Raw genomic sequence first — 12,767 nt, forward strand, 5'->3', positions numbered from 1 at the left:
GCATGCGTGTATGGAGCACTCAACCTAGGTGACGGTTGATCACTTCCATGGCTTCGCAGGCGGGTTTCGGACGGGGTGGCCGGAGATCAGCGGCGTTCGGGGCGGTGTGCCCGGTAGGCGCGGGCCAGGTGTTCCTGGAGCCTGGCGTGGCGGAACTGGTAGACCGCGCCGGCCTGGCGGAGCACGCCGCGCCGGTAGGCGTCCTCCACGAAGGCGACGACGGACCAGGGCAGCCGGCCGGTCAGCGGGAGCCAGATCCGGGCGAAGACCACCCACTGGCCCCAGGCGGTCAGGGCGAGGGCGTAGCCGAGGGAGCCGCCGAGGCCGCTGGTGACGCCGAGTTGGAGCGCGGCCGTCGGGCTCCAGGGGAGCGGGCCCAGGAGCGCCGACACGGGCCGCATCACCCACCCGGCCCCGAACCCGACCAGGAGCCCGAAGGCGGGGGCCCAGACGAGGAGTTGGGCGATGACCGTCAGACGGTTCGCGCGCAGCAGGCCGGCCGGGTTGACGGCCGACCGGATGTCGAGGGGCGTTTCGCAGAGGGCCAGGAGCCCGAAGGTGGGACCGGCCCCCAGGGCGAACACGAGCCCGAAGCCGATGCCGTCGCCGAGGCCGGCGCGCAGGGCGTCCGGGAGATCGCCGTGCCAGAGGGCGGAGTTGACCGCTCCGTGGACGAAGCCGTAGCAGACGCCGAAGGCGAGCCCGCACAGCAGCCCGGCCACGAACCGGGGTGCGGTCCTCCGCCTGATCCTCGCGCCCCGGCCGAACACCTTGATCCGCGCGCCGGACGGCGCGACCGCCGCGTTCCCGGGCGCGACCGCGAACCAGTACACGATCCCGAAGACGGTCCCCGCGAGGAGCCCGGTGGCCGGCCCGTCCACGAGCGGGTACGCGAGGGTCCGGGTGACGGCACCGGCCACCAGGTCGAGGAGCGCGACGGTCAGGAAGACCACCGCCCCGGTCACCAGCGTCCGCGTGGTGCGGGGCAGCCCCGAACCGAGCCGCCACCACTCCAGATCGGTGGTGTCGAGCCGGGTCAGGTGATGGGCGAGGTGGCCGAGCCAGTACCGGGCGCGTTCCGGGTCGACGTCGCGGCGCGGCCCGCCGCCCGGACGGTGGTCCGGCCCGGGGCGGTAGACGGTGACGGTGAAGTTCTCCAGGAGGTGGTCCTCCAGCTCCTCGGGGCCGTGGAACCGCCGGGTGTCCAGGAGCGCGGCCGGGTCGGGGCCGGAGGCGTCGCTGTGGACGGCACGGGCGAGCGCGACCATCAGCGGGGTGGTCAGCACCGCGGCCAGGTTGGCACCGGCCCGGCCGTGCGGCCGCTCGCGCAGCTCGCTCAGCACGGGGTCCCAGGAGTTCCTCGCGGGACCCGTGCCGCGGGCCTTGCGCGTGGTGCGCGGCAGGTAGTCGGCCAGGTCGTCGAGGGTGAGGTCGGTCAGCTCCACCGCGGCGGCCGAGGTCAGCACGTCGGTCTCCGCCACCGCGGCGGCGTACTCCGCCGGACGGCTCGTCAGCAGCAGCGGCAGCGTGGTGGCGTTGAGCGCCTCCAGCGCGGGGCGGCGCAGACCGCCGGCGATCTCGTCGAAGCCGTCCAGCACGGGGAGCACCCGGCCGGTCTCGACCAGTGCGGAGGCCAGGCTCGACCCCCCGGCGCCCGGGGCGGCGAGACCCGGGTGGTCACGCGTGAGCTGCGCGGTCAGCCAGTCCCGGAAGGTGATGGCGGTGGGATCCCACGAGCCGATGCCGAAGATCACCGGTACGGCCTCGGCGCGGGCCCGCGACTTCAGGTGGTCCAGGACGAACCGCGCGGCCAGGACCGTCTTCCCGGACCCGGGCCGCCCCAGCACCACCAGCCGGCCGGACGGGACCCGCCGGTACACGTCCACGATTTCGTCCAGCCGCCCGCTCAGGTCCAGCCGGCCGTGCGTCCCCCCGGCGGGCAGGCGGCGGATGTTGGCCCAGTGGTCGGTCAGTTCCTCGGGCACCGGCCGCCAGCGCACGGGCAGCGGATACGGGTCGTGGACCTGCCGGTGCTCCTCCTCGCGCTGCCAGCGGGTCGTCACCGCCTGCGCGAGCTGCTCGGCGACGTCGGCCGGCGTTGCGTGCAGCGCCGAGACCGGGGGCGGTCCGGGGCCCGGCCCGGCGCGGTCGTCCGGCCGGTCCCCGGGCCCGGCCCGGCGGATCGTGGCCGATATCAGCTCCTCGCGCTCCTCCGGTCCCAGCCCGAGCGCGTCGGCCAGCAGCCGCACCGTGGTCACTCTGGGATCGGCGCGCTCGCCGGTCTCCAGCCCGCGCACGGTGCGCACGCCCACTCCGGCGTGCTCGGCCAGGGCCTCCTGGGTCATCCCCGCTTCGTTCCGCAGCCGTCGTAACAGCGCGCCCAACTCACTGGCCACAAGTCACGGCCTCCCCCGGACGTGTTCTGTCACCCCAGGTGAGGGACTCTAGCGCGGCCACCGGCCGTATGCGGCCGGTGTTCCGGCCTGTCTTCCGGCCCCGGTCCGGACCAGCGTCGACGGCATCACCGGACCGATCAGGGAGCCCCGATGCCGACGACCGCGACACCCGGCCGACCGACCGTCACCCCGCTCAGCCGCCTGGAGCGCGAGGTGCTCCAGGCGGTCGGCTGCGGCCTGAGGGACGACGAGATCGCCGCCGCCCTCGCCATCCCCGAGCCCGCCGTGGCCGGACACCTCGCCCGGATCCTCGCCGCCCTCGGGCTGCGCGACCGGGCCGCCGCCATCGTCCACGCCTTCGACTGCGGCCTGGTCACCCCCGGCCACGGCCCCCGCAGGCGGACGGCCGGCCTCGTGCCGTGGAACACCGAACGGCGCCCGCCCGAAGGGGGGTTGAGGATCTCCGTCCTCGGACCGCTGCGGGCGCGGCGCGACGGGCGGACCGTCGACCTCGGGCACCTGCGCCAGCAGGCCGTCCTGGCGGCGCTGGTGCTGTCCCCGGGCCGGACGGTCTGCCGCCACGAACTGCTCGACGGCGTCTGGGGGGCCGAGCCGCCGGTCACCAACGTGGTGCCGGTGTACATTTACCGGCTGCGCAAGGTCCTGAGCGACGGGGACGGCCCGAACTCGGTGATCGAGAGCGACCGGTGCGGCTACCGGATGCTTCCCGACGCCGTCGCGGTGGACGTGGTGCGCCTGGAGGAACTGGCCACCGCCGCCACGGCGGCCGAGCGGGAGGGCGACCCGGCCGAGGCGGTCCGCGCCTGCTCCCGGGCGCTGGAGCTGTTCCGCGGGGAGCCCCTGGCCGGCCTGCCCGGGCCCGCGGCCGAGCTGGAGCGGCTGCGGCTGACCGAGCGCAGGACGGCCCTCGTGCAGCGGAAGCTGGAGTGGCAGCTGCGGCTGGGCCGGCACGCCGAGGCGATCGCCGAGCTGTCGGCCCTGGCCGCGGCGCAACCCCTGAACGAACCGGTCGCCGCGATGCTGATGCGCGCGCTGTACCGCAACGGCCGGCAGGCCGACGCGCTGGCCGTGTTCCACCGCGTCCGCCGTCGGCTGGCCGACGACCTGGGGGTGTTCCCGGGCCGCCTGCTGCGGCGGACGCACGAGATGGCACTGCGGGGGGACGACGCCGGACTCGGCCTCGCCGGAACCACGTCGTGACCCGGCCGACGCCGGGCCGCAGCGGCGAGGAGCTGCTGCTGGCGAGGATCTCGGCGGCGGCCGGCCGCGAGCGGATCGGCAGGCGGCGGGCCACCTACCCGGCGGCCGCGCACCCGGCCCCCGCGCACGGCCTGCCGGCCCGGGGGATCCGCCGGCTGCTGTCCCCGGACCGGTACGGCCGGCCTTCCGCGGCGAGGGCGGGCGCGGCGCGGCTGGATCTGTACGAGCACGGGATGACGATCGCGGTCGGGGGGCGGATCCACGTCGTCCGTTACGACACCACCTCCGTGTTCCGGGGCAGCGCCCCTCGCGGGGACGGCACGACCTGCACGCTCACCGACGTCGACGGGGAACGGGTCGTGCTGCACGGCGACGCGCGGGAGTGGGGCGCCGAGGTCCGGCGGGCGGTCACCGGGGCCCAACTGCCCCGGGCCCTGGCCGCGCTCGGCGAGGGCGGGCGAGTCGTCTTCGGGGACGTCTGGCTGACCGGTGGGGAAGTCGGGTCCGGGGAGGTGTCCGCGCGGTGGCCGCAGGTGCGGAACATCGAGATCCACAACGGCGTCGTCGTGACCGATCTCGCGGGGAGGCAGTGCAGGCTGGGCTCCGGCGCGGCCGCCGTCCCGAATGCCTTCGTCTTCTGTGCGCTTGTTCAGCGCCTTCATCCACATGTCGACGGATGTGGCTGATGTGGCTGATGTCCGTTTCCGCATGGCGGACCCGCGAGGGATCATCCCCCGGGCAGCACCCCCCGCAGCGCCGCGTGCAGGTCCTTCGCCACGTCCTCGTCCGTCTCCGAGCGGGACGCCGGCGAGGTGTGCAGACGGCTCAACTGCGCGGTGAACGCCTGGGTGAACGCGCCGTAGAGCGGGGTGCGCGGGCGCAGGACGGCCGATTCCAGGGCCGGCAGGAGCGTGGTCCTGGCGTAGCGGGGGCGGCGGGCCGCGTCGCGCGGCATGTCGCGCTCGCCGCCCTCCGACGGGGCGCTCGTGCCCGGGGCCGCCCGGCGGTCGTCGCAGGTGACGCCCGGGTCGGTGTACGCGGACCGGCGGGTGGCCGCGAAGCCGGCGTCCAGCAGGCAGCGTTCACTGGTCCGGTCCGTGAGGAACCGGACCAGCTCCTGGGCCTTCTTCACCCGCGCCGCGGGCATCGCCGGGTTGGCGGCCACCGCGAGGTCCTGGCCGCCCAGCACGGCCGAGCCGGGGAGCGGGACGACGCCGAGCCTCTCCTCGCCCAGGGCCGCGTGGAGCGTGCGGTACGCGTAGGGCCAGTGGCGGAGGAACGCGGTGCGGCCCTCCGCGAAGTCCTCGAGCGTCGTGGCCTCGTCGGACTCGAAGGCGCCGTCGAGCGTGTGCGCGCTCTCCGTGCGCCGCCGGAACTCCGCCACGCCCTTCTCCAGTTCCCCGGGCGTGGCCGTGTAGGCGCCGTCGTCGTCGGTCAGCCGGACGCCCGCGGAGGCGAACGCCTCGGTGGCGTTGACCGTGAGCCCCTCGTAGGGGCCGAGCTGGCTCGTCCAGGCGTTGCGGTAGTCGCCCTTGCGGTCCGACTTCTCGGCGCGCGCCCACGCGTCCGTCGTATTCATCAGCGCGGACAGCTCGTCCCAGCCGGCCCGCGCCCGGAGCTTGTTCTCGTCGATGCCTGCGGCGCTCAGGTAGTCGCGGCGGTAGTACAGCAGGCCGACGTCGCTGTTGTAGGGCGCGGCATAGACCTTCCCCTTCCAGCGGGCCGTGGCGGCGGCCTTGGGGAGGACGTCGCCGTCGTCGGCGTACTCCGCGGGCAGCTCCCGGACGAGACCGGCCGCGGCGAACTCCGGTACCCAGGTGACGTCGAGGTTGACGACGTCGTAGCCCGCGCTGCCCGACTGCAGCGCCGCCAGCAGCTGGCTGCGCTGCAGGTCGGCGGAGCCGGGCAGGAGGACGGCCCGCGCGCGGTAGGGCGAGCCCTGCTTCTCCTGGAGCGCGTTCCACGCGTCGACCAGCCGCTTGCGGATGCCGTACTTGCCGGTCACGTCCAGGCCGGTGGCGATCACCAACTGCGTTCCGGTCACCGGCCGTTCGGCGGTGCGACCCGCGTGCCCTCCCGCCCCGTCCTGGCCGGTGCAGGCGATGGCGCCCAGCAGCAGGGCGGCACACCAGACCGACGACCGTGCCCACACCGGGCGTTCCATGCCGTCACCCCCCGTCGTCCTGTTGCCGGCTCGCTACGGATGGCCCTGCGCGACCTGCGCGACCTCGGCGGCCAGCTCCTTGGCCAGGTCGCCCCGGGCGTCGAGGCACCGGCCGCCGCTCGCCTCGGCCAGGCGCAGGTCCAGGCGGCCCGCCAGGCAGCCGCCGGAGTCGAACGAGACCACCACCACGGGCACCCTGCGGTCGCCGGCGAGCTTCACGAGGTCGTCCCCGCGGGCCGCGTCCAGGCGGCCGTTGTCCTCGTCGTCGGTGAGGAGGACGACGAGCTGGGGGTGCCCGTCGTCCTCGGTGCCGCGGGGCATGCCGTCCAGCGCCGCCCGCAGCGCGCCCCCGATGTCGGCCTCCAGGGACATCCCGGGCGTCGCTGCGGCCACCTTCCTCGCCGCGGCGGCGGCCCTGTCCTGCTCGTCCTTGCCGGCCGCCCTCGACGACGAGCCGTGGGCGCCGAAGGCGAGCAGTTCGCTGTACGGCGGGCCCGAGCCCTCCGAGGCGACGCCCCACACCCCGTACGTGTCGTCGGGGCCGAAGCGTCCCATGGCCTGCGCGAGGATCTCGCGGGCGCCGTTCGCCCCGTCCCACCACCGGTTCATGGAGCCGGAGCTGTCGAGCAGGAAGCGGACCCGGCCCGCGGCGTTGGCCTGCCGGTACTTCTCCAGCGTGTCCGTGGCCTCGCCGGCGGACAGGGGGCGCAGCGGCGCGGAGGACGAAGAGGAGGACGGCCGGAATCCCTCCTCCCGGAGCGCCTTCCGCCCGTCCTCCGACGCCAGCCAGTCCCGGAAGCGCCCCACGGCCCGGTCGCGCTCGTCCTCGTCCCGGCGCGCGTCGTTCCAGCGGACGTGGACGAACACCGGGTCCAGCCCGGGCACGTCGTCCGGGTACTCGGCCACCCGCGCCACCCCGGTCTGCCCGGCGCAGCTGCGGTACCGGTCGACGGTGGGCTCCGCGACGAGCACGGCGGTGCGCCGGTCGGTGTCCCGGTCGCCCTTGGCCAGCCGGCACACGAGGTCCCTTCCGCCGACCGGGCCGGACCGGCTTTTCTCGTGCTGCCGCTTCTCGACGGCGCGCGGGGCGTCCGTCCGGTAGAGCCCGGCGGTCGCGGCGAGCGCCGCGTCGGTGTGGCGGGGGTCGGCCCGGCGGATCTCCGCCTCCTCGGCCTTCCCCCTCAGCGCCGTCGTCAGCTCGGCGAGCCCGCGCCCCGCGCGTCCGCCCTCCGGTTCGGCGAGCGGTTCGGGCACCAGCAGGACCAGGGGCGTACGGGCCAGCGGCCGTCCGCCGTCGAACTCCAGGGACAGGACGGACGGTTGGTTGCCCGTCTCGTCCTGCGCCCGGCGCGCGCTCGCCGAGGAGGCCGGAATCCAGACGTCCGGCTGCGGCCCGACGCTGCCGACCGGGTTGAACCCGGACGAGCTGCCGCGGGCCCACTCGCCGTACTGGGTGCGGAACGCCTCCACGGTCTCGGCGGACCCGGCGCTGTAGACGGTGACGCCGGTGCGACGGCAGTTGTCCCCGTCCTTGTTCGCCTTGGACGCGACGAAGCCGTCCACGGCCCTGCGGACGGCCGGTGCCAGGTCCGGGTCGGTGAGCACGCGCAGTTCCAGCGGGGGGTGGTGCGCGCAGGAGGCGGCGGGGCCGGGGCCCGCGGAGGCGCCGGAGGTGATCCACCAGAGGAGGAGTGCGAGGGCGGTCGAGACGGCCAGGAACGCGGTGACCAGGTGGCGGCGCGGCGGGAGCCACGGCGGGCGGTACCACGGAGGAGGAGCGGGGACGGGACCGGATTCCGGGCCGGGATCCGGGCCGGGAGCCCGCTTCGGGAGGAGGACGGCCTGCTCGCCCGTCTCCTCCCAGCGGAGCTGGGGCACCCACTCCTTGCCGGCCACCGTCCTGGCGTCCTCCAGCCCGGCCACCAGATGCCGGTGCAGCACGCCGACGGTCACGTCCTCGCCGGGCCCGCCGTCGCCCGGTGCCAGGGCCTCGATCAGCAGGGCGGTGAACGGCGTCGGTGTCGCGGAGCCGCCCGCGTCGATGCGCTGGTTCTGCTGCACCGCCAGCAGCAGGGAGATCCGCCGCTGGTCGGGGGGCTCCAGCTTGTCCCAGGCAGCGGCGGCGTTCCCCGCGTAGCAGCAGTCGAGGACGACCACGGTGTGGCGGGGCCGGTGCTGTCCGGCACGCAGCCGGTTGAGGACCTTGTCCTCCCAGTGGATCCAGCCCGGAAAGGCGGGCCCGTGCTCGATCTTGGCGCCGCCCAGCCCCAGGAGCAGCCGGCTGCGTTCGCCGGTACTGGTGTCGACGATGCCGTGCCCGGCGAAATAGACCAGGAGCAATTCATCGGTGGAGTCCCGCACTTCGCCGATTCGCTGCTCGAACTCCCTGATGTCGGGCGAGGAAAGGGACTCGACCGCGGTGAAGACACCGCCTTCGCGCAATGCCCCTTCCAGCGCGGTCAGGTTCTTCCCGACGGCCGCGATGTCCCCGAGGACGTCCGCCTGCGGGCCTTCCGGCGCGTAGTCCGACACGCAGACGATGAGGGCGCGGCGGGCCGCCCGGGGCCGTTCGGGTCCGGACACGGCGCTAGTCCCGCTCGTCGTCCGGCCTCGCCCGGAATGCGGGTGGGGTCCGGTCCCCGAGGGCACGCCGGCTCGCGAGCCACTCCTTGACGGACTCCGTCACGAGCCCCACGACGACGTCCGTCGCGGTGCTGTCGAGCCATTCGAGCAGCAGGTCCAGCTGGGGGCCCATGGCGGCACCGGGTTCCGCCTGCCGGGGGGCCCGCCTGATCTGCACCCTGTCCGTCAGACCCGGCTCGTCCTTGAGCCATGTCTCAAGGGACTTGAGGTCCTCCTCCCGCACCTCCCCGGGAGCCGTGACGCGCACGCCGTGCCGTATGTCGTCCTCACCCTGGGCCATAACTCGACATGGTGGCACGGACGTCGGCATTCGAGGAGAGTTCGAAGGCGCCTCTTCCGGACGTCGTCGCGTTTCCGTGCGACGGGCACTCGGAGTGTTCGGCTTGATCCGGCGCGGAACCCCGGCCGCCGACGTGCAGAAAGGTATCGATCAGGCAACCCCTGCCCCGGGGCGGACGAGGAGTGCTGAAGGAGCCCGGCATTTCCCCGGCCGCCCACCCGCCGGACCTGACGGACCGTAAGGTGGGGCGTGTGGCCGACGAGACATACAACACCGTGAGCGGCGAGTCGCACGTCGCGGCGGTCGTCCAGAGCGGTTCGATCGAGCACCTGCACTTCCACGCCGCGTCCCCGCCCGGCCCCGACGACGTCCCCTTCCAAGTCCCGGCCGCGCCGTCGCACTTCGAGGACCGCGCGGCCGAGCAGGAGCGGATCCTGCGGGCCGCGGAGGCCGGATCCGGGCACGACGGACCGCTGGTCGTCGCCCTGACCGGGATCGGCGGCGTCGGGAAGACGGCACTGGGCTTCCACATGGCGCGGCGGCTCGGCGGGCGGTTCCCGGACGGGGTGCTGTACGTCGACCTGGACGACCTCCGCCGGGACGGAGCCGTGGAGATCGCGGACGCGCTCGCCGAACTGCTCGGCGGGCTGGGCGTGCGGCCCGAGTGGCTGGAGAGGTCCCTGGGCGGGCGGTCGAAGCAGTACTGGACCCGGACCCGGGGGAAGAGACTGCTCGTGGTGGTCGACAACGCCCGCTACGGGCCGGAGGCGGTGCCCCTCCTCCCGGCGTCCGCCGGGAGCCTGGCCATCGTCACCAGCCAGGGACCGCTGTACGACCTGGACCGCGCGGTCGCCGCCGAGGTGCCGGTGGGGCCGCTCGCGGTGGACGACGCCGTGCGGCTGCTCCGGCACATCGTGGACGACCCGCGGCTGGCGGCGGAGCCGGACGCCGCCGCGTCCCTGGCCGAGGGCTGCGGCGGCCTGCCCGCCGCGCTCACCGTGGCCGGCCGGTGGATCCGCAGGTACCCCAGGCGCAGTCTGGGCCGGCTGGTCGCCGAACTCACCGCGGAACTGCGGGAGAAGGGCATCCCGATGGTCGAGGCGGTGTGGGACGCCGCCTACGCCGGACTGGGCCCGGAGGCCGCGCACCTGTACCGCCTGCTGCCGGAGTTCCCCGCCCCGGTCGTCACCGGGGCGCCCGCCGCCGCGCTGCTGGGCGGCGGGCCCGTCCCGGCCGGGGACGCGCTGGAGGAACTGGGGACGGCCGGCCTGCTGGAGGGCGGGGACGGCGACGGGTACCGGATGCACGACCTGCTGCGTGGGCACGCCGCCCGCCGCGCCCGCCGGGCCGACCCCGAGGGCGACCGGCGGGCCGGGGCGCAACGGAGGCTCGTCCGCTGGTACCTGCGCCAGGCCCAGCGGGCCGACCTGCTGGCGGCCGGGGCCCGGATGACCTTCGCCGCGCCCGAACCGCCCGTCGAGGGCGCGCCCGACGTGGAGTTCGCCGGCAAGGGGGAGGCGCTGCGGTGGCTGGAGGCCGAGCGGCTCGCCCTGTACGGCTGCGTCCGGACCGCCTCCGGCTCCGGCCTGTCCGCCCACGCGTGGGCGCTGTGCGAGCCGCTGTGGACGCACTTTCTGGACCACCAGCACTACGCGGACGTCGTCGACGCCTTCCGCACGGGGGCGGACGCCGCCCGGCGGGACGGGAACCTGTCCGCGCTGATCCGCATGCGGTGCCAGCTGGCCCGGCCCCTGTGGGAGCAGGAGCGCCACGACGAGGCCGAGGAAGAGCTGCGGCACGCCGCGGCGGCCGCGGAGGCGCTGGGGGACTCCGTGCCGGAGCGGAAGCTGAAGGCGTCGGTGACCGAGTTCCGGGGGAAGCTGAAGTCCGTCCGGGGCCAATGGGCGGCGGCCGCCGAGGACTTCGCGTCCTCGCGCGAGCAGCACCGGGCCATAGGGAACGCGTACGGCGTGCTGCTCCAGACGCACCTGCTCGGGCGGACGGCGCTGGACATGGGCGAGCCCGGACGGGCCGCCGGGCTGCTGGCCGAGGCGCACGCGATGGCCCGGGAGCAGGGCCGGGAACGGATGACCGCGCGGACCGGCTTCGAGCTAGGCCGCGCGCTGCGGGCGGCCGGGCGCGCCGAGGAGGCGCTCCCGCTCGCGCGGGAGGCGCTGGCGAAGGCCCGGGAGCGGGGCTCGGCCTCCGACGAGGCCCGGATCCTGCGGGAGCTCGCGGCCCTGGCGGACGACCGGGGCGAGACCGCCGAGGCCGGGGAACACCGCGCGCTGGCACGGCGGTTGACCGAGCGGTACGGCGGCCTGCCGGGGGCGGGTCAGAGCTCGTAGCCGAGGTCCGCGTCCTCGGCCGGGCCCACGTGCACCCGGACGCTCAGCGGGCCGACCGCGCAGACCAGCGTCACCGGGGCGGCCGGAGCCCCCGAAGCCGTGCCCAGCCAGGCGTGGACCGCGGAGAGCGCCGCCGCCGGGTCCGTGCGCAGGACGCGTCCGGCGACGGCGGCCGGTACGACACGGACGCTCAGCGGGCCTGCGGAGCGGTGCCGCACCAGGAGCCGCTCCGGGGTGAGGAGGGCGGCGGCGGTGCGGCAGCCGGGGTGGTCCTCCAGGGCCCGGGACGTCCACCCGGCGGCCGTCCACGCGCTGGTGTGCGGGGTGCGGGGGAGCGGTGCCGCGCGGCGCCAGAGCACGGCCGCGCTCTGCGCCGCCCGTCCGGCGCCCGGGAGTTCGGCCGCGAGGTGGTGGGCGACGACGGGCGTGGCGGCGGGGAAGCGCTCGACGGCCACCCGGAGCCCGGAGACCTCGGCGCGGACCGCGAAGGCGTGCGGCCGGTGGTCCCGGGGCGCCGGGCGCGGCAGCGGGCGGGCCCCCGGCCGTCCGGGCCGCGGCGTCAGGTCCAGCAGCCGGTACAGCTCGGCGCGCAGCCGCGCCAGCGCCCGGCCCGGCAGGGCGAAGGCGGCCCGGGCGGGCGTCCGGCAGTCGCGGGCACCGGCCGCGCGCAGCGCCTCCGGCAGGCCGGCGGGGCCGGTGAACCGGGGCGCGCGGGCGAGGACTTCGGCCATGGGGCTGCCGGGTATCAGCTCGGTCCCGCCGTCGTACGCCCCGACAACGGGACGCCCGAGGGCGGCGGCGTACAGGGCGGTGGAGCCGTGGTCGGTGAGCACGGCGTCGCAGGCGACGAGGAGGGCGGCCCACTCCTCGTGGGGCCCGGCCCGGACCAGGCCCGCGTCCGTGGCGGGCGCGAGCCACCGGCCGAGGTCGAACGCGCCGATGTCGCTGTGCTCGTTGGGGTGGAGGACGAGGGCGAACTGGTAGGCGTCGTGCGGGAGGCCGTGGACGAGCCCGGCGGGCAGCTCCGGCCGCCGCGTCAGCAGGGACTCCCGCCCCCACGTGGACGTGAGCACCACGAGCCGGCGTTCACCGGTGCCGAGGGCGGCCCGGTAGTCGTCGCGGTGTTCCAGCGAGCCGAGCAGGCGGTCGTACGTCGGGTCACCCACCACCGTCGCCCGGGCCGCGGCCGGCGGGCAGTGCTCGGCGAGCCGGTCGAGCTGGCTGCCGTGCGCGAGCGCGTGCAGGGCGGCCCAGGGCTCGCCGTCGTCGAGCAGGTAGCCCGGGTCGAGCCCGGAGGGGAGGAGGGGCGAACCCTCGTGCGCGAGCGCCTTGTTGAACCCCGCGCCGTGGGGGAGCAGCACGCTCGGGCCGCGCAGGGCCCGCAGTTCACCCTTGGGGCTCGCGGTCAGGACCAGGTCGTGGGTGCGTCGCCGGGCCTCGTCCCAGGGGACGAAGCGGGCGTCGGAGCGCTCCAGGACCGTGAGGGCGTCGGTGCCGAACGCGGATCCCGGGACCAGGGTGAAGCGCCTGCGGACGCGCTCGTCGCCGTCGAAGACGGGGAGCACGTCGAGGAGCCGGTGCAGGGCGCCGGCTGAGCGGAAGGCGAGGAGGACGGTGCGTTGCCTCGTTGCCTCGTTGCCTCGTTGCCTCGTTGCCTCGCTGCCTCGCTGCCTCGCTGCCTCGCTGCCTCGCTGCCTCGCTGCCTCGCTGCCTCG

8 protein-coding genes are annotated in these 12,767 nt (G+C 75.7%); 3 read left to right on the plus strand and 5 right to left on the minus strand.

What is annotated here, in order from left to right; all coding sequences use genetic code 11:
* Positions 1–86: 86 nt before the first annotated feature.
* Positions 87–2,345: a helix-turn-helix transcriptional regulator gene (locus I5Q34_RS23265; RefSeq protein WP_234429206.1), complete on the minus strand. Its 2,259-nt coding sequence runs from the start codon at positions 2,343–2,345 to the stop codon at positions 87–89.
* Between the two features lie 201 nt (positions 2,346–2,546).
* On the opposite strand from I5Q34_RS23265, the gene I5Q34_RS23270 reads away from it, so the two are divergent.
* Together I5Q34_RS23270 and I5Q34_RS23275 are read left to right on the plus strand one after the other, a co-directional pair.
* Positions 2,547–3,617, plus strand: coding sequence for a BTAD domain-containing putative transcriptional regulator (locus I5Q34_RS23270; protein WP_199894230.1), 1,071 nt, complete (start codon positions 2,547–2,549; stop codon positions 3,615–3,617).
* Positions 3,614–4,303 (plus strand): DUF6585 family protein, encoded by a 690-nt coding sequence (locus tag I5Q34_RS23275; protein WP_199894231.1) that lies wholly within the window; start codon positions 3,614–3,616, stop codon positions 4,301–4,303. The genes I5Q34_RS23270 and I5Q34_RS23275 overlap by 4 nt, the downstream gene beginning before the upstream one ends.
* 41 nt (positions 4,304–4,344) lie before the next feature.
* Here I5Q34_RS23275 and I5Q34_RS23280 read toward each other — a convergent pair whose 3' ends face one another.
* The 3 genes from I5Q34_RS23280 to I5Q34_RS23290 are packed head-to-tail and all read right to left on the minus strand — an operon-like array spanning position 4,345 to position 8,704.
* Entirely contained in the window at positions 4,345–5,781 is a 1,437-nt protein-coding gene (locus tag I5Q34_RS23280; RefSeq protein ID WP_199894232.1) for an extracellular solute-binding protein, read from the minus strand.
* A gap of 33 nt (positions 5,782–5,814) precedes the next feature.
* Positions 5,815–8,364, minus strand: coding sequence for a VWA domain-containing protein (locus I5Q34_RS23285; RefSeq protein ID WP_199894233.1), 2,550 nt, complete (start codon positions 8,362–8,364; stop codon positions 5,815–5,817).
* A 4-nt stretch (positions 8,365–8,368) separates the two neighbouring features.
* Entirely contained in the window at positions 8,369–8,704 is a 336-nt protein-coding gene (locus I5Q34_RS23290) for a hypothetical protein (protein ID WP_199894234.1), read from the minus strand.
* A gap of 251 nt (positions 8,705–8,955) precedes the next feature.
* On the opposite strand from I5Q34_RS23290, the gene I5Q34_RS23295 reads away from it, so the two are divergent.
* The gene (locus I5Q34_RS23295) at positions 8,956–11,052 is read left to right on the plus strand and encodes a tetratricopeptide repeat protein (RefSeq protein WP_199894235.1); all 2,097 of its coding nucleotides are present in this window, start codon (positions 8,956–8,958) and stop codon (positions 11,050–11,052) included.
* On the opposite strand, the gene I5Q34_RS23300 is transcribed toward I5Q34_RS23295, so the two are convergent.
* A complete protein-coding gene (locus tag I5Q34_RS23300; RefSeq protein WP_199894343.1) occupies positions 11,040–12,635 on the minus strand; it encodes a translation initiation factor 2 in 1,596 nt (531 codons plus the stop codon). The genes I5Q34_RS23295 and I5Q34_RS23300 overlap by 13 nt on opposite strands.
* Positions 12,636–12,767: the final 132 nt, after the last annotated feature.

This window comes from Streptomyces sp. AV19 (genome assembly GCF_015999245.1).
GTDB lineage: Bacteria > Actinomycetota > Actinomycetes > Streptomycetales > Streptomycetaceae > Streptomyces.